We start from the raw sequence: 14,792 nt of genomic DNA, 5'->3' as shown, positions 1-14,792 counted from the left end.
GGATCGAGGGGAAGGATGCCATGGTGGCCGACAGAAACCCGGAAACGCACGTCATCGACTTCCGCGCAGCCGAGCACCTGCTGGCCGCGCGGGACCCTCGTGGCGCCGTGAAGCTCCTGGACTCGGTGATCGCCGCCCATCCCGAGAACACGGCGGCGCGTCTGCTGCGGGCCCGTGCGTTCTTCGCCGCCGCGCAGCTGCGACCCGCGCAGCTGGAGTTCGAGCTGGTCCTGGAGCGCGAGCCGGACAACGCGTTCGCGCACTTCGCCCTCGCCCGCACCTTCGAGCGCTCCGGCCTGACCGCCCAGGCCACCCGGCACTTCCGCCTCGCGGCCGCGCTGGACCCGAAGCCGGAGTACCTCCAGGCGGCCGGGTTCGACTCGGAGAACAGGGAGAGCACGGAGAACTAGGAGCGGAGTCGTGCGCGGGCGCTCAGCGGCCCGTGCCGCCGTGATCCGGTTCGTACGGCGGGATGTTCCGGCCCGGCTGCCAGTGCGGGCCCTGGTGCATGTGGTGCACCACGATCCCCAGGTCGACGAGGACGACGAGGAACAGCACACCGCAGGCCGCGGCCCATCCCGGCCGGCCGAGCAGCGAGAAGACGGTCGTGCCGAAGGCGGCCCAGAGCAGTCCCCACAGACCCAGCCAGAAGCGCATGCGCAGGGGACTGCGCGCGGTCGCCGGTTCGTTCCCGGATCGCATGACGGTCACCCTCTCCCGTCCGAGCCCGAAGGGCCTCTTCCAGGATGGACCCTGGGGCGGGCCGGAGGGAACCGGCTAGTGGATGACGCTGTAGCTGCGCCACGGCAGGGCGCCCGGCGCGACCCTGTAGCTGGTGTTCATGGGGAGGTAGATGTTGTGCTTCCCCTTGCAGTCGCGCGTCGGGTACAGCCTGATGTCGACCAGGGTGTTGTTCTCGACCCGGTGCACACCGCTCGGGGCGACCAGGCGGTGGCAGCCGTTCACCGAGGGGCTCGTCACGGTCACGACGACCTCACGCTCCGTCTCGTACGAGAGCGTGCCGACCATGGTGCGGCCCAGGCCCGAACAGCCGGCGACGGCGAAGGTGAGCAGCACGGCCCCGGTGGCGGTCGTGAGACGCCGGCGAACGGACATGGCGGTTCCTCTTCTGTCGGAGTCCAGGTCGGTGTCCCGGCGGCACCTCGGTGCACCCGGTTCAAGCCACCCTCGCGCGCCCGGGGGCCCGTGTCATCCGCTGCTGGGCCGCTCGGGCGAACCCGCCTGGCGGCCGTTGTCAGACCCCCGCCGTAAGGTCGGAGATCCAGTGGACATTCGTCACCCGGAGGGAAGGAGCGCGGAGCCGTGGCACACACCTGGACGACCAGCGCCGCCGTCTTCCTGCCGGCCGCCCTGCCGCGTGAGGGCCGGGTGGCCTTCTGGGCCCCCGACGGCGGGGCACTGCCGGACCCGGCGGAGAGCGGCGCGGAGCGCGTCGAGCTGACCGTCGCCCGGCGGCACGGCAGCGGCGCCCGGAGCCGGTCCGTCCCCGCCCTGACCCTCCCGGTCGACGCCGCGCTGCCCCATCTCGTCGCGGCCCGCCACCACCCGGCCGCGCACCCCGCGACCGCCGGCTGGGGCGCCGCCGCCCTGCACGCCCTGCATCTGGTGGCCCGCGGCCGCATGCTGCCGGGTCTGACCGCCGACGACCTGGACGCCTGGCGGGCCGGCCCGCTGGACGCCGACGACATCGCCCATCTGCGGGCCGTCGCCGCGGCCCTGCCGTACGAGGCGCACGCCGTGCCCGTCCCCGGGCGCGGACCGCTGCGACTGCCCGATCCCGAGGCCCTCGTGCGCGCCTTCCTCGACGCCGTCGCCGACATCCTGCCCAGGACCCCGGCCGCCGCCCACGCGGTGGGGGCGCCGTTCGCCGCCCGTGCGCCCCAGCATCTGCCCCGTGCGCGTGCCTGGGCCGCCGAGGCGGCGGCCGGGATGGACGCGGGCGTCCGGGTCTCGATCCGCCTGGACTTCTCCCCCTACGAACTGTTCGACACGGCCTCCGGCGACGAAGCCGACGAAGCCGACGAAGCCGGCCGGACCCCGCGCGGTGAGCGCCACGCGGCCGCCGCGCTCCTCCAGGTCCACAGCCTCGCCGACCCCACCCTCGTCATCGACGCCACGGCCCTCTGGGCGGGCGACGGCGAGCACTTCGGCCCCCGTGCCCGGATCGACGCGGTCCTCGCGCTGCGCCGGGCCGCCCGCGTCTGGCCCCCGCTCGCCCGGCTCCTGGAGCGGGACGTGCCCGACGTCCTCGCGGTCACCGAGGACGAGCTGTACGAGCTGCTCGGCCCGGCCGCCGCCCGGCTCGCCGACGCCGGCGTCGCCGTCCACTGGCCGCGCGAGCTCGCCCGCTCCCTCAGCGCCTCCGCCGTCGTCAGCGCCGGCCACGCCGCGCCGGGCTCGGCGACCGACGGCACCGCGTTCTTCGACAGCGAGGAACTCCTGCGGTTCAACTGGCAGCTGGCCCTCGACGGCGACCCGCTCACCGAGCGGGAGATGGACCACCTCGCCGAGGCCCACCGGCCGATCGTGCGCCTCCGCGACCAGTGGGTCGTCGTCGACCCCGACCTCGTCCGCAAGGCGCGCAAGCGGGAACTCGGCCTGCTCGAACCGGTCGACGCCCTCGCCGTCGCCCTCACCGGCACCGCGGAGGTGGACGGCGAGACCGTGCCCGCCGTCCCTGTGGGGGCGCTCGCCGCGCTCCGCGACCGGCTCCTCGCCGGACCCGAGGACGTGCAGGCCCCGCCCGGCCTCACCGCCACCCTCCGCGACTACCAGCTGCGCGGCCTCGCCTGGCTGGACCTGATGACCTCGCTCGGCCTCGGTGGCTGCCTCGCCGACGACATGGGCCTCGGCAAGACCGTCACCCTGATCGCCCTCCATCTGCGCCGCGCCCGGCGCGCCCCCACCCTCGTCGTCTGCCCGGCGTCGCTGCTCGGCAACTGGCAGCGGGAGGTGGAGAGGTTCGCCCCCGACGTGCCCGTCCGCCGCTTCCACGGCGCCGAGCGGGACCTCGACGGCGCCGAGGGCGGATTCGTCCTCACCACGTACGGCACCCTGCGGACGAGCGCCGCCGAGCTGGCGGGGCGGGAGTGGGGGATGGTCGTCGCCGACGAGGCCCAGCACGTCAAGAACCCGTTCTCCGCGACCGCGAGGGCGCTGCGCGAGATCCCCGCGCCCGCCCGGGTCGCCCTCACCGGCACCCCCGTGGAGAACAACCTCTCCGAACTCTGGGCGCTCCTCGACTGGACCACGCCCGGTCTCCTCGGCCCCCTCAAGGCCTTCCGCTCCCGGCACGCCCGCGCCGTCGAGAACCACGAGGAGATCGAGCACGAGGAGGCCGTCGAGCGGCTCGCCCGGCTCGTCCGGCCCTTCCTGCTGCGCCGCCGCAAGTCCGACCCCGGCATCGTCCCCGAGCTGCCGCCCAAGACGGAGTCCGACCACCCCGTCTCCCTTACCCGGGAACAGGCCTCGCTGTACGAGGCGGTCGTCCGGGAGACCATGGCGCGGATCGAGGAGGCAGAGGGCATCGCCCGCCGGGGTCTCGTCATGAAGCTGCTGACCTCCCTCAAGCAGATCTGCAACCACCCCGCGCAGTACCTGAAGGAGGAGGCGCCCCGCGGCAGCGGCACCGCGCGCCTCGCCGGCCGCTCGGGGAAGCTCGCCCTGCTCGACGAGCTCCTGGACACGATCCTCGCCGAGGACGGCTCGGTGCTCGTCTTCACCCAGTACGTGACGATGGCGCGGCTCCTCGCCGACCATCTGGCCGCGCGCGGCATCCAGGCCCAACTCCTCCACGGCGGCACCCCGGTGGCCGAGCGGGAGCGGATGGTCGACCGCTTCCAGGCCGGCGAGGTCCCCGTCTTCCTGCTCTCCCTCAAGGCCGCGGGCACCGGCCTCAACCTCACCCGGGCCGGCCATGTCGTCCACTACGACCGCTGGTGGAACCCGGCTGTCGAGGAGCAGGCCACCGACCGGGCCTACCGCATCGGGCAGACCCAGCCGGTGCAGGTCCACCGGCTCGTCGCCGAGGGCACCGTCGAGGACCGGATCGGCGAGATGCTCCGCGCCAAGCGGGCCCTGGCCGACGCCGTCCTCGGCTCCGGCGAGGCGGCCCTCACCGAGCTGACCGACCGGGAGCTCGCCGACCTGGTGTCCCTGAGGAGGCCCTCGTGACCACCCCACGGGGCGCGCGCGGAGCGGTGCCCCGCCACGACGACCGCCGCCGCAGCTTCCCGCAGGTCGCGCCCCGCGAGGCCCCCGACGGGCGGTTCGCCGCCACCTGGTGGGGCAACGCCTGGGTGGAGGCGCTGGAGGACACCGCCCTGGATCCGGCCCGCCTGGCCCGCGGCAAGGCGTACGCGGGGCGCGGCCATGTGGACGCGATCACCGTCACCCCCGGCCGGGTCGTCGCCTATGTCCACGGCAGCCGGCCCCGCCCGTACCGCACCGAGATCAGGATGCGGACCCTCGGTGACGAGGGCTGGGAGCGGTTCCTCGACGAGGCGACCGCCCGCCCCGACCACATCGCCGCCCTGCTCGACAAGGACGTGCCGCACGCCCTGGAGGCGGTCACCGGACTGCTGCCCGCACCGGGCGACCTCGTCCCCGACTGCTCCTGCCCGGACGACGGTTACCCCTGCAAGCACGCCGCCGCCCTCTGCTACCAGGCCGCCCGGCTCCTCGACGAGGACCCGTTCGTCCTCTTCCTGATGCGCGGCCGCGGGGAGCAGGAGCTGCTCGCCGAGCTGACCCGGCGCAACGCCGCGCTGTCCGCCGCCGAGACGACCGCCGCCGCACCCCCGATGCCCACCGTCCCCGCCCGGGCCGTGTTCGACGCGGCGGAGCGGGCCGGGCTGCCGCTGCCCCCTCCGCTGCCGGCCCCGGACCGGCCCGGCCGGCCGGCCGTGTTCCCGCCCGACCCCGACGCCCCCGACCCGCTCGCCCTGGACCTCCTCGCCTCCGAAGCCGCCGTCCGCGCCCATGCGTTCCTCACCACCGGGCACGATCCGGTCGCCGCGCTCACGCCGTGGCAGGACGCGGTCCGGCTGGCCGCCGCGCACCCCGGTTCCGGTCTGACCGCCTCGACCCGTGCCCTCTACCGGGACCTGGCGTACGCGCTGGACCGCACCCCCACCGACCTCGCCCGGGCCGTCGCCGCCTGGCGGCAGGGCGGCGCCGCCGGTCTCGCCGTACTCGAGGAGCCGTGGGACCCGCCGGCGGGTCCGTTCGACCGGGCCAGACCCGCCCTGATCGCCGCCGACTTCCCCGCCTTCCGTCCCTGGCGCAACCGGCTCTCCACGGAGTCCCTCCAGCTTCGCCTCGGCCGGGACGGCCTCTGGTACGGCTACGAGTCGGACGCCGGCCGTGAGGACTGGTGGCCGCGTGGCGCCCCCGACCACGACCCGGTCGGAGCCCTCACCGATCTTCTGGGGCGCTGACCCACACTCGAACGGGGCCCACTCGATGGAGTGAAACCCGTCAACGGCCGGATCCGGCACGTGCGTTTGTCGCGTTGATTCCGGTACGGGCACTTGCCCGCACACCTCCGGAAGGCAGGAAGCCATGAGGCAGATTCGCCGAAGTGGTCTGGCCACACTGTTGGTCACGGGTGGGGCGATCGCCCTCTCGGCCGGCGCCGCGCACGCCGACTCCGGCGCGCAGGGCGCCGCGGTCGGTTCGCCGGGCGTCGGCTCCGGCAACACGGTTCAGCTGCCGGTGCACGTGCCGGTCAACGTCTGCGGCAACACGGTCAGCGTCGTCGGCCTGCTCAACCCGGCCTTCGGCAACGGCTGTGCCAACCGCTCCGCCGAGAAGGAGCCCGACGGCTACGGCTCGGAGGACGGCGGCGGCCGCACCCACAAGGACGAGCCCGGCACCCCGCGCGGCGGAGAGCAGGCGGGCGGTTCGCACGGCGGCGGGTCCTCCGACGGCGGCTCCGCCAACGGCGGCGGGTCCACGGCCGAGACCCACGTCGCGGGCTCTCCCGGCGTGCTCTCCGGGAACGGCATCCAGTTGCCCGTCGACCTCCCCGTGAACGTCAGCGGCAACTCGGTCAACGTGGTGGGCATCCTCAACCCGGTCTTCGGCAACACGTCGGTCAACGGCCCCTCGAAGCCCACGCCGCCGGTCGAGACGCCGACGCCGCGCCCGCAGACCCCCGTTCGGAACGTGCCGGTTCCGCAGCCGGAGACCGAGACCGAGACGGCGAAGCCCGTCCCGCTCCCCGCGCCGCAGGGCGAGACGAGCACGGTCGCGCTGGCTTCCACCGGTTCCGACAGCATCGGGTACACCGGCGCCGCGAGCGCCGCGCTGCTGCTCGGTGGAGCCCTGCTCTACCGTCGCGCCCGCCGCGCCGGGGACCAGGCCTGACGGTTCCGCCCCGCGGCCGGGCCGACGCGGGCTGACACCCGAGCTGTCAGCCGCGCCCCCGGCCGTCGGCGTCCCCGTCGTCGTGACGCCAGGCCCGGAGCACCGCCTCGATGGCGGGTGCCACCGTCGTCCGGGCCTGGTGCCGAGGAACACCCCGCATCAGCAGGGTGTCGTACGGCGTGTCGACATGGCGTACGGAGGCGCGCACCGCTGCCGTGACGGCGCCGCGGTCGAGCGAACGCCCCGCCGCCGTGCGCCCCACCCGTCCGCTGCCCTTCGCCGAGGCGTGGACGGCGATCTCCGTGGCCCGGTCCGCCGGGATGGACGGGAAGAGCCGGAGGATCTCCGACCGGAGGACCCCGGTGATCTCCACGTCGAGCGCCGCGCGCCGTACGGCGTCCCGCGCCCGGCGCCTGGCCCGGGCCTCCGCGTCCGCCAGGCAGGACAGCTCCGCCTCGGCGAGCGCCGCCTCCTCGACGAGCAGGCCCTGACGTTCGTACCGGGTGCGGCGCCGGTTGTGGCGTACGACCACGGCCCAGAGCGTGCTGCCCTCGCGGGCCCGGCGGGTGAGCGCCGTGTCGCCCCGCCGCAGGAAGACGAGATGCCCGAGGTCGGCGCAGTCGAGGCAGACCGGGGCGTTGAACTCGACGATCATCCGGTCGAGGGGCCCCCGCAGGCACTCCGAGCAGCGGCGGCGCCTGAGCGGCTCGACGACCACGGGCGCGACGAGGTCCATGTCCGGGCCCCGCTCAGCGCACGCCGGGTGCGGCCGCGGCGATGAACTCGGCGAGCGCTTCCTTCGCCTCCTCCGAGCGACGGGCGCGCTCGGCCTCTCCCCGTGCCTCGTGCATGCAGTGGGTCTGCTCGAACGCGGCCTCGGCCAGCAGTCGGACCTGCGGGTCGTCGCACACCAACTGCACACGGAAGAGGGCCTGCCGTGCGGCGGTCCGCTGCCGGTAGGAGGCGTGCCGGGACTCCTCCGCCTCCTCGGAGCCCGGCTCCTCGGCCGCCCGGAACCAGCGGTCGTTCTGGCTGTGCCGGTAGTCGACGACCGCGCCCGCGTAGGCGCTGTAGGTCGCGATCCGTTCCTGGCGGAGTTGTTCTGTCCGGGCCAGCGAGGCGGTGCGCTCGGTGGCCCGCCCCTGGAACCAGTGCGTGGCGATGACGCCCAACAGGGTTCCCGCCACCGCTATCAGCGCCACATCCATGACCGGGCGCCCCCTCCCGTCCTGCTGTCCTGTCATCGGCCCGAAGGATCTTCCGGCCTTCAGATCATGACAGTTGAGAGGCCGTCACGTCACTGCCGGTAGCCGCTCAGAAAGCGGCCGATGCGGCTGATCGCGGCGTCGAGGTCGTCGGCGTACGGCAGGGTCAGGATGCGGAAGTGGTCCGGGCGGGGCCAGTTGAAGCCGGTGCCCTGGACGACCTGGATCTTCTCGCGCAGCAGCAGGTCGAGGACGAACTTCTCGTCGTCGTGGATCTTGTGCACGGCGGGGTCGAGGCGGGGGAACGCGTACAGAGCGCCCTTCGGCTTCACACAGGAGACGCCGGGGATCTCGTTGAGCTTCTCCCAGGCCCGGTCGCGCTGTTCGCGCAGCCTGCCGCCCGGCGCGGTCAGCTCGTGGATCGACTGCCGGCCGCCGAGCGCGGCCTGGATGGCGTACTGGGCCGGCGCGTTGGGGCAGAGCCGCATGGAGGCCAGCATGGTGAGGCCCTCCAGGTAGTTCCTGGCGTGCTCCTTGGGGCCGGTGACGACCAGCCAGCCGGAGCGGAATCCCGCCACCCGGTACGTCTTGGAGAGCCCGCCGAAGGTGAGGACGACCAGGTCGGGGGCGAGGGAGGCGGCCGGGTGGTGGACGGCCTCGTCGTAGACGATCTGGTCGTAGATCTCGTCGGCGAGGACCATCAGGCCGTGGCGCCGGGCGAGCGCGAAGATGCCCTCCAGGATCTCCTTCGGATAGACGGCGCCCGTGGGGTTGTTGGGGTTGATGACCACGATGGCCTTGGTGCGGTCGGTGATCTTCGACGCCATGTCGTCGAGGTCCGGGTACCAGTCGGCCGACTCGTCGCACAGGTAGTGCACGGGCTTGCCGCCCGCGAGGGTGACCACCGCCGTCCACAGCGGGTAGTCCGGGGCCGGTACCAGGACCTCGTCGCCGTCCTCCAGGAGGGCCTGGACGGCCATCGAGATCAGCTCGGACACACCGTTGCCGAGGAAGATGTCGTCGACGTCCACGTCCGGCAGGCCCATGGACTGGTAGCGCTGGGCGACGGCGCGGCGGGCGGAGAGGATGCCGCGCGAGTCGGTGTATCCGTGGGCCTTGGGGAGCATCCGGATCATGTCCTGGACGATCTCCTCGGGCGCCTCGAAGCCGAAGAGCGCCGGGTTGCCGGTGTTGAGGCGCAGGACGCTGTGGCCCGCCTCCTCCAGCGCGTTGGCATGCTCGATGACCGGGCCCCGGATCTCGTAACAGACCTCGCTCAGCTTGCTCGACTGCCGGAACTCCATGTCCGACCTCCCCAAGTCCCCGGAATCAGTGTTGCTTGGTTTTACCAAGTTCGAGCTTGGAAAGTCCAACAACATGTCTAGACTGCGTCGCATGCCACGTCAGCCACGCCGCCGCAGCTACGACCAGCACTGCGCCGCCGCGCGCGCCCTCGACCTCGTCGGCGACCGCTGGACCCTGCTCGTCGTCCGCGAACTCCTCGCCGGGCCGCGCCGCTACACCGACCTCCACGCCGACCTCCCGGGCGTCAGCACCGACATGCTCGCCGGCCGCCTCAAGGACATGGAGGGCGCCGGGCTGGTCACCCGCCGCCGACTGCCGCCGCCCGCCTCGGCGTTCGTCTACGAGCTCACCCCGCGCGGCCGCGACCTGCTGCCCGTGCTGCGCACCCTCGCCGCCTGGGGGGCGCCCGACCTGGGCGAACCGCGGCCCACCGACGCCGTCCGCGCCCACTGGTACGCGATCCCGCTCCTCGGGCCGCTCGCCGAGCTGGGCGCCGGAGTCGTCCAGGTGACGCTGGACGAGGGCGAGTTCTTCGTACGGGTCGGGGGCGACGGGGCCGTGTCGTACGGGGACGGGGTGTACGGCGCCGGTACGGCCGAGGTGCCCGACGCCCGGCTGCGGATCGACGCGGCGACCTGCCGAGCCCTCGCGGGCGGGGAGTCGACGCTCGCCGAGGCGATCGAGACGGGGCGGGCGGCGCTGGAACGACCCGTGCGGGCGGGCCGGTCGTAGCCGGACCAGGGGATGAGTCCGGCCCCGCGCGTCAGAGCATCGCGTGGCATCCGCCGTGCCCGGTCTTCCGCCCGTGCCCGGCATCGGTCATTCCGGGGTGTCAGACCCGGTCCGACACCACGCCCAGGCGTCGGGCCAGCCGGTTCCTGGCCTCGGTCTGTGCCGCGATCCGCGCGTCGAGCACGGCCAGCCGCTCGCGGGCGATCTCCAGGCCGCGGGCGGACGGCGGGGCCGAGGGCATGTCACCGTCCAGGCAGGAACGGAACGCGGACACGTCGTCCAGGGTGAGGCCGGCGTCCAGGAGGTACCGGATGTTCGACACGCGCGTCACGGCGTCCTCGCCGTACACCCGGTAGCCGTTGGCCGCGCGCGTCGACGTGATCAATCCCGCCGCCTCGTAGTGGCGCAGGGCGCGCGGCGACACCCCGGTCCGCCGGGCCAGTTCACCGATGCGCAAGGACGCCACCTCCTCGACCACTCCTATCACGCGACCAGCGCACCCCCGTCGACGGGCAGCACGGTGCCGGTCAGGAAGGAGGCGTCCGGCGCCGCGAGCGAGGTGATCGCCCAGGCGACCTCCTCGGGACGGCCGATCCGGCCCAGCGGAACGTGCGCGAGCTGCCAGGCCCGCAAGGCCTTCGCCTGTTCGGGGGAGAGGCCCATGTGGTCCGCGATCGGGGTCTCGATCGGACCGGGGGCGACCGCCACCACCCGGACGCCGTCGGGTGCGAGCTCCACCGCCCAGCAGCGGGTCAGGGTCTCCAGGGCGCTCTTGGTCGCCGGGTAGACGGAGTTGGCCGGCCAGCCGCGCTGGCCGATCGTCGTCGTCACGTTCACCACGACGCCCCGCGACTCCCTGAGCGAGGGGAGGGCGGCCTGCGTCAGCAGGACGGGGGCGACGAGGTTGGTCTCCAGGAGCGGTGTGATCACGGAGCGGTCGAGGGTGCCGAGCGGGCCGCCGAGGGAGATCCCGGCGTTGTTGACGAGCACGTCGAGGCGGCCGTGGCCGGTCAGGGCGGCGTCGACGATCTCCTCGGCCGCGCCCTCCGCCGTGACGTCGGCGACGTGCGGGTGGATGCCGGGATGCCCCACGGCGGTCTCCCGCAGCGGCTCGGCCCTGCGGCCGACGGCGAGGACCGTCGCCCCCTGCCGGGCGAAGGCGCGCGCGGCGGCCCGGCCGATGCCGGTGCCCGCACCGGTGACGAGGACGACCCTGGTGGCTGTGGTGGTGTTCATGAATCCGATGGTCAAACAGTGACGCCAGTGACAAGGTCAAGCCGTGGTGTACGAGAAGGCGCACGAACTGTGGCTGGCCCTGCCGTGGGAGACCCGCGAACGGGTGGACGCGCTGGTGATCCTGAGGAAACGGATCATGGCGGTCCGTGAGATCCGGGAGGCGGGCGTCCTGCCCCGGCCGGACCTGAACGACTGCGTCGTCCTCAGTGCCGTACGCGAGGAGATCCTCGCCGACCGGCTCGTACCGCTCCCGTGCCAGGACGTGGACGCGCTCGCCGGGCGGGCCTCGGAGCTCCCCCGTCCGCCCGTCGCCCTCGAACTGGACTGGGACGGGGACACCTGGGGCTGGATCCTGCTGCTCGGCGCCGTCCTCCCCGGCCCGGCGGCCCGGCCGCACCCCTTGGCCCAGTGGCAGCAGGCCGACTGGGCGGAGCCCCTCGCCACCGCACGGGCCCTGGCAGACCGGTTCGGAGTACCGCTCCGCGGCCCCGGCGACGACGGGCCGCCGGACATGCGGGCAGGATGGTCGGGAGACGCGGGGCGAGCGGGATGAGCGGGATGCGATACGAGGCGATCACCTGGGAACGGCTGGCGGAGGCGCTCGCCCGCCGGCTCGACGGCGCCGCGCCGGCCGACGGGAGCAGCCGGCTCAAGGTCGCCGTCGACGGGCCGCCCGCCGCGCCCGGCGGCGAGCTCGCCGAACAGCTCGCCGGGGCCTTGCGGACACGCGGGCGCTCCGTCCTCGTCGCGGGGACCGGCGGCTTCCTGCGGCCCGCGTCGCTGCGGTACGAGTACGGGAAGCAGGACCCGGACGCGTACTACGACGGGTGGACCGACAACGGGGCGCTGTGGCGGGAGGTCTTCGGGCCGCTGGAGCCCGGCGGCACGGGGAAGGTGCTGCCCGACCTCTGGGACCCGGTGAAGGACCGTGCGACCCGCAGCCCGTACGTGACGCTGCCGCCGGGCGGGGTGCTCGTGCTGCACGGACCGTTCCTGCTCGGCCACTGGTTCCCCTTCGACCTCACCGTGCATCTGCGGCTCTCGGCCGCCGCTCTCGCCCGACGCACCGAGGAGGCCTGGACGCTGCCGGCCTTCGCCCGGTACGAGACGGAGGTCGGTCCCGGCGACGTGGCGGACGTGGTCGTCCGCGCGGACGACCCGCGCCACCCGGCCTGGACGGGGTTCGGCGAGACTCCCTGATCAGGGTCGGACGGGCGAGGGGGGCTTCACGGTCCTCCCCGTGTCAGGCGCCCGGTGGGCCCGTCGGCGGTCTGCCGCCGATCATCGTGACCGCCTCCGCGCCCGCGCGGCAGCCCGTCTCCGCGGCCTTCGCGGGGTCCGCGCCCGCGAGCCGGGCCGCCAGGAAGGCCCCGGTGAACGCGTCGCCCGCGCCCGTCGAGTCCACCGGACGGACCACGGGGGCCGTCACCCGCGCGGTCACCGAGCCGTCCTCGGCCACCAGCGCGCCCGCCGCCCCGAGAGTGACCACGACCAGCGGGAACCGGCGGCTCAACTCGGCCGCCGCCCGCTCCGGTTCGTCGTGCCCGGTGAGCGACCGGGCCTCGTCGGCGTTGGGCAGCAGGACCTCCGCGCCGACGGCCGCCGCCAGGAACCGGTCCACCCCCAGCTCCGCCAGGAACCCCGCCGACGCCGGGTCCACACTCACCGGCACCCCCGCCTCCCGCGCGTCCCGCAGCGCCAGCCGGGCCGTCTCGCGGCTCGGCGCGGCGAAGAACATGTAGCCGGAGATGTGCAGCCGGGCCACGCCGTCGAGCAGACCCGCCGACCAGTCGTCGGGGGAGAGGCGCAGGGCGGCGCCGCTGTCGGTGAGGAACGTGCGCTCGGCCGAGGAGTCCACGAGCGCGATCACGCTGGCCGTCGCCGCCTCCGCGTCCGGGACGAGCAGGGGACGCACGCCCGCGCGCCGGAGCGCCCGCTCGTGCCAGTCGGCCGCGTCCGTCCCCACCCGGCCGAGGACGCGCACGTCGGGGCAGCCGGAACGCGCCGCCCAGCAGGCCGCGTTGGCTCCGGCGCCGCCCGGCAGGGTCCGTATCTCCGCCGCCGTGTCGGTCGCGGGCGCCAGCGGGGTCCGGTGCCGGGCGACGACGTCCGTGACCACGTCCCCGACGACGAGCAGCGCGCCCGCCGCCCTGCTCACCGGCCGCCCACGCCGGGCGCGGACCCGGAGTCCCGCCCGGCCTCGGCGCCGGCCGCCGCTCCCGCGCCGTACGCCCCGGCGATCCTCGCCGCGAGCCGCACATTGCCCCGTACCGCCGCCAGGTTGGCCTCCAGGGACGCCCCCTCCGTGTGCGTCGTCAGGTATTCGAGCAGGAACGGTGTCACCGCCTGCCCGGTGATCCCCTTCTCCTTCGCCGCCGCCAGGCCGCCCGCGAGCACCCGGTCGTGCAGCGCGGGGTCCAACTGCTCCGCCTCCGGGACCGGATTGGCCACGATCAGCGCCGCCCGGGGCCCGCCGAGCCGGTCCTGGGCGCGTATCACCTCGGCCACCGCCTCCGGGGTCCGCAGGGTCCAGTCGACCGGCTCGCCCGAGGAGGCGAGGTAGAAGCCGGGGAAGCGGTCCGTTCCGTACCCGACGACCGTCACTCCGAGCGTCTCCAGGCGCTGGAGCGTCGCGGGCACGTCGAGGATCGACTTGACCCCGGCGCACACCACGGTGGTGCCGACCCGGGCGAGCAGCCGCAGGTCGGCGGACTCGTCCTGCGTGTCGGTCCACTCACGGTGGACACCGCCGAGGCCTCCCGTCGCGAACACGCGTATGCCGGCCGCGTCCGCGAGCCAGGCCGTCGCCGACACCGTCGTCGCCCCGGTCGCTCCGGTCGCCAGGGCCGGGGCGAGGTCGCGGTGCCCCAGCTTCCGTACCGCCGGGTCCTCGGCGATCCGGGTCAGGGCAGCCCGGTCCAGGCCGACCCTGGCCGTGCCGTCGACCACGGCGATCGTGGCGGGGACGGCGCCCCCGGCCCGCACCAGCTCCTCCAGTTCCAGGGCCACCGCCAGGTTCCGCGGGCGCGGCAGGCCGTGGGCGATGATCGTCGATTCCAGCGCGACGACGGGACGCCCCTCGTGGAGCGCCTCGCATACCTCTTCGGACACCTGTGTGGACATGTCCCATTCCTGGCGCGACCACCGGCCCCGCAAACCTCGCCGGCGAGCTCCGGCCACACCGTGAGGGCGCCTTCGGATTCCGTCACGGGGCGCCCGGCGGGGTCGTCCGGGGCGGCCGCGGCACCCGTCGGGCGCTGCGCCGAAGGGGTCGTGCGGATTTCGTCGCCGCGTCGGGTTCCGGGCATCACGCCTGGTGGGAGGTGAAGCGGAGGGCTTCCGTCCAGCCGGTCCCGGCCTCGGAGCGGCCCTGGACCCCCGCTACAGTCACCGCCCATGACGACACATGACCAGCCCTCCTTCGCCGTGCACATCCCCGACGCGGAGCTTGAGGTGGAGCCGCTCGACCCCGCCCAGATCGTCTCCGGTACGCCCGAGGTGACGGGCAAGGTGCTGTGGGAGTCCGCCGACGGCAAGCAGCTGCGCGGCATCTGGCAGATCACGCCCGGCGTCGTCACCGACACCGAGGCCGACGAGCTCTTCGTGGTGGTCTCCGGCCGGGCGACCGTCGCCGTCGAGGGCGGGGCCACCCTGGAGATCGGGCCCGGCGACGCCTGTGTGCTGCGCGAGGGCGACCGGACGACCTGGACCGTGCACGAGACCCTGCGCAAGGCGTACCACATCAGTCTCTGAGGTCGCGGTGGGAAGCCCGGTCGAGGTCTGGTAGGAAACCTTCCTATCGGCTAGCATCCCCGGCAGCGGCTTGGCGCGGCGCCCCACCCCAAGGGGCGTGACGCGCTCAGCGAGAGCTCTGACCCGGCCGCTGAGCACCGCCCCCCGCCGTGTGGCGCCCCGAATCGCCAC

17 protein-coding genes are annotated in these 14,792 nt (G+C 74.4%); 8 read left to right on the top strand and 9 right to left on the bottom strand.

Annotation, left to right across the window (positions count from 1 at the left end; translation table 11 throughout):
* Positions 1–23: 23 nt before the first annotated feature.
* A complete protein-coding gene (locus ACIP8Z_RS33125) occupies positions 24–410 on the top strand; it encodes a tetratricopeptide repeat protein (protein ID WP_388304277.1) in 387 nt (128 codons plus the stop codon).
* Between the two features lie 22 nt (positions 411–432).
* On the opposite strand, the gene ACIP8Z_RS33120 is transcribed toward ACIP8Z_RS33125, so the two are convergent.
* Positions 433–702: a DUF6343 family protein gene (locus ACIP8Z_RS33120; protein WP_402090005.1), complete on the bottom strand. Its 270-nt coding sequence runs from the start codon at positions 700–702 to the stop codon at positions 433–435.
* Between the two features lie 75 nt (positions 703–777).
* Positions 778–1,116: a hypothetical protein gene (locus ACIP8Z_RS33115; protein ID WP_402090003.1), complete on the bottom strand. Its 339-nt coding sequence runs from the start codon at positions 1,114–1,116 to the stop codon at positions 778–780.
* Between the two features lie 207 nt (positions 1,117–1,323).
* Between ACIP8Z_RS33115 and ACIP8Z_RS33110 the strand changes: the two genes are divergently transcribed.
* From ACIP8Z_RS33110 to ACIP8Z_RS33100, 3 genes are all read left to right on the top strand, one after another.
* Entirely contained in the window at positions 1,324–4,194 is a 2,871-nt protein-coding gene (locus ACIP8Z_RS33110; protein ID WP_402090001.1) for a DEAD/DEAH box helicase, read from the top strand.
* Positions 4,191–5,459 (top strand): SWIM zinc finger family protein, encoded by a 1,269-nt coding sequence (locus tag ACIP8Z_RS33105; protein WP_402089999.1) that lies wholly within the window; start codon positions 4,191–4,193, stop codon positions 5,457–5,459. The genes ACIP8Z_RS33110 and ACIP8Z_RS33105 overlap by 4 nt, the downstream gene beginning before the upstream one ends.
* 124 nt (positions 5,460–5,583) lie before the next feature.
* Entirely contained in the window at positions 5,584–6,390 is an 807-nt protein-coding gene (locus ACIP8Z_RS33100; RefSeq protein WP_319308523.1) for a chaplin, read from the top strand.
* A gap of 46 nt (positions 6,391–6,436) precedes the next feature.
* Here ACIP8Z_RS33100 and ACIP8Z_RS33095 read toward each other — a convergent pair whose 3' ends face one another.
* The 3 genes from ACIP8Z_RS33095 to ACIP8Z_RS33085 are packed head-to-tail and all read right to left on the bottom strand — an operon-like array spanning position 6,437 to position 8,899.
* On the bottom strand, positions 6,437–7,126 hold the full coding sequence (locus ACIP8Z_RS33095) for a DUF2293 domain-containing protein (protein ID WP_319308519.1): 690 nt from the start codon (positions 7,124–7,126) through the stop codon (positions 6,437–6,439).
* Between the two features lie 13 nt (positions 7,127–7,139).
* Positions 7,140–7,634, bottom strand: a complete 495-nt coding sequence (locus ACIP8Z_RS33090) for a hypothetical protein (RefSeq protein ID WP_402089996.1) — start codon at positions 7,632–7,634, stop codon at positions 7,140–7,142.
* Between the two features lie 53 nt (positions 7,635–7,687).
* On the bottom strand, positions 7,688–8,899 hold the full coding sequence (locus tag ACIP8Z_RS33085) for a pyridoxal phosphate-dependent aminotransferase (RefSeq protein WP_402089994.1): 1,212 nt from the start codon (positions 8,897–8,899) through the stop codon (positions 7,688–7,690).
* Positions 8,900–8,990: 91 nt separating this feature from the next.
* Between ACIP8Z_RS33085 and ACIP8Z_RS33080 the strand changes: the two genes are divergently transcribed.
* Positions 8,991–9,632 (top strand): winged helix-turn-helix transcriptional regulator, encoded by a 642-nt coding sequence (locus ACIP8Z_RS33080; protein ID WP_402089992.1) that lies wholly within the window; start codon positions 8,991–8,993, stop codon positions 9,630–9,632.
* A gap of 100 nt (positions 9,633–9,732) precedes the next feature.
* On the opposite strand, the gene ACIP8Z_RS33075 is transcribed toward ACIP8Z_RS33080, so the two are convergent.
* Together ACIP8Z_RS33075 and ACIP8Z_RS33070 are read right to left on the bottom strand one after the other, a co-directional pair.
* Positions 9,733–10,089, bottom strand: a complete 357-nt coding sequence (locus ACIP8Z_RS33075) for a MerR family transcriptional regulator (RefSeq protein WP_402090062.1) — start codon at positions 10,087–10,089, stop codon at positions 9,733–9,735.
* A 26-nt stretch (positions 10,090–10,115) separates the two neighbouring features.
* Entirely contained in the window at positions 10,116–10,868 is a 753-nt protein-coding gene (locus ACIP8Z_RS33070) for an SDR family NAD(P)-dependent oxidoreductase (RefSeq protein WP_402089990.1), read from the bottom strand.
* A gap of 43 nt (positions 10,869–10,911) precedes the next feature.
* Here ACIP8Z_RS33070 and ACIP8Z_RS33065 point away from each other — a divergent pair, with 43 nt between their 5' ends.
* Both ACIP8Z_RS33065 and ACIP8Z_RS33060 read left to right on the top strand, forming a co-directional pair.
* The gene (locus ACIP8Z_RS33065) at positions 10,912–11,421 is read left to right on the top strand and encodes a hypothetical protein (RefSeq protein WP_402089988.1); all 510 of its coding nucleotides are present in this window, start codon (positions 10,912–10,914) and stop codon (positions 11,419–11,421) included.
* A gap of 5 nt (positions 11,422–11,426) precedes the next feature.
* On the top strand, positions 11,427–12,068 hold the full coding sequence (locus ACIP8Z_RS33060) for a uridine kinase (protein ID WP_402090060.1): 642 nt from the start codon (positions 11,427–11,429) through the stop codon (positions 12,066–12,068).
* A gap of 43 nt (positions 12,069–12,111) precedes the next feature.
* Here ACIP8Z_RS33060 and ACIP8Z_RS33055 read toward each other — a convergent pair whose 3' ends face one another.
* Positions 12,112–13,026: a carbohydrate kinase family protein gene (locus ACIP8Z_RS33055; RefSeq protein WP_402089986.1), complete on the bottom strand. Its 915-nt coding sequence runs from the start codon at positions 13,024–13,026 to the stop codon at positions 12,112–12,114.
* Positions 13,023–13,991: a pseudouridine-5'-phosphate glycosidase gene (locus ACIP8Z_RS33050; RefSeq protein WP_402089984.1), complete on the bottom strand. Its 969-nt coding sequence runs from the start codon at positions 13,989–13,991 to the stop codon at positions 13,023–13,025. The genes ACIP8Z_RS33055 and ACIP8Z_RS33050 overlap by 4 nt, the downstream gene beginning before the upstream one ends.
* 273 nt (positions 13,992–14,264) lie before the next feature.
* Between ACIP8Z_RS33050 and ACIP8Z_RS33045 the strand changes: the two genes are divergently transcribed.
* Positions 14,265–14,621 carry a cupin domain-containing protein gene (locus tag ACIP8Z_RS33045; RefSeq protein WP_402089982.1) on the top strand — a complete coding sequence of 119 codons (357 nt, stop codon included), beginning with the start codon at positions 14,265–14,267 and terminating at the stop codon, positions 14,619–14,621.
* Positions 14,622–14,792: the final 171 nt, after the last annotated feature.

Origin of the sequence: Streptomyces sp. NPDC088553 (genome assembly GCF_044752965.1) — a bacterium.
GTDB lineage: Bacteria > Actinomycetota > Actinomycetes > Streptomycetales > Streptomycetaceae > Streptomyces.
This window is presented reverse-complemented; position numbering and strand designations above follow the sequence as displayed.

Excerpts from the sequence above, each read along its gene's own strand:
- ACIP8Z_RS33120 (WP_402090005.1), bottom strand. The coding sequence starts at position 702 with ATGCGATCCGGGAACGAACCGGCGACCGCGCGCAGTCCCCTGCGCATG.
- ACIP8Z_RS33115 (WP_402090003.1), bottom strand. The coding sequence starts at position 1,116 with ATGTCCGTTCGCCGGCGTCTCACGACCGCCACCGGGGCCGTGCTGCTC.
- ACIP8Z_RS33100 (WP_319308523.1), top strand. The coding sequence starts at position 5,584 with ATGAGGCAGATTCGCCGAAGTGGTCTGGCCACACTGTTGGTCACGGGT.
- ACIP8Z_RS33095 (WP_319308519.1), bottom strand. The coding sequence starts at position 7,126 with ATGGACCTCGTCGCGCCCGTGGTCGTCGAGCCGCTCAGGCGCCGCCGC.
- ACIP8Z_RS33090 (WP_402089996.1), bottom strand. The coding sequence starts at position 7,634 with ATGACAGGACAGCAGGACGGGAGGGGGCGCCCGGTCATGGATGTGGCG.
- ACIP8Z_RS33085 (WP_402089994.1), bottom strand. The coding sequence starts at position 8,899 with ATGGAGTTCCGGCAGTCGAGCAAGCTGAGCGAGGTCTGTTACGAGATC.
- ACIP8Z_RS33080 (WP_402089992.1), top strand. The coding sequence starts at position 8,991 with ATGCCACGTCAGCCACGCCGCCGCAGCTACGACCAGCACTGCGCCGCC.
- ACIP8Z_RS33070 (WP_402089990.1), bottom strand. The coding sequence starts at position 10,868 with ATGAACACCACCACAGCCACCAGGGTCGTCCTCGTCACCGGTGCGGGC.
- ACIP8Z_RS33060 (WP_402090060.1), top strand. The coding sequence starts at position 11,427 with ATGCGATACGAGGCGATCACCTGGGAACGGCTGGCGGAGGCGCTCGCC.
- ACIP8Z_RS33050 (WP_402089984.1), bottom strand. The coding sequence starts at position 13,991 with ATGTCCACACAGGTGTCCGAAGAGGTATGCGAGGCGCTCCACGAGGGG.
- ACIP8Z_RS33045 (WP_402089982.1), top strand. The coding sequence starts at position 14,265 with ATGACGACACATGACCAGCCCTCCTTCGCCGTGCACATCCCCGACGCG.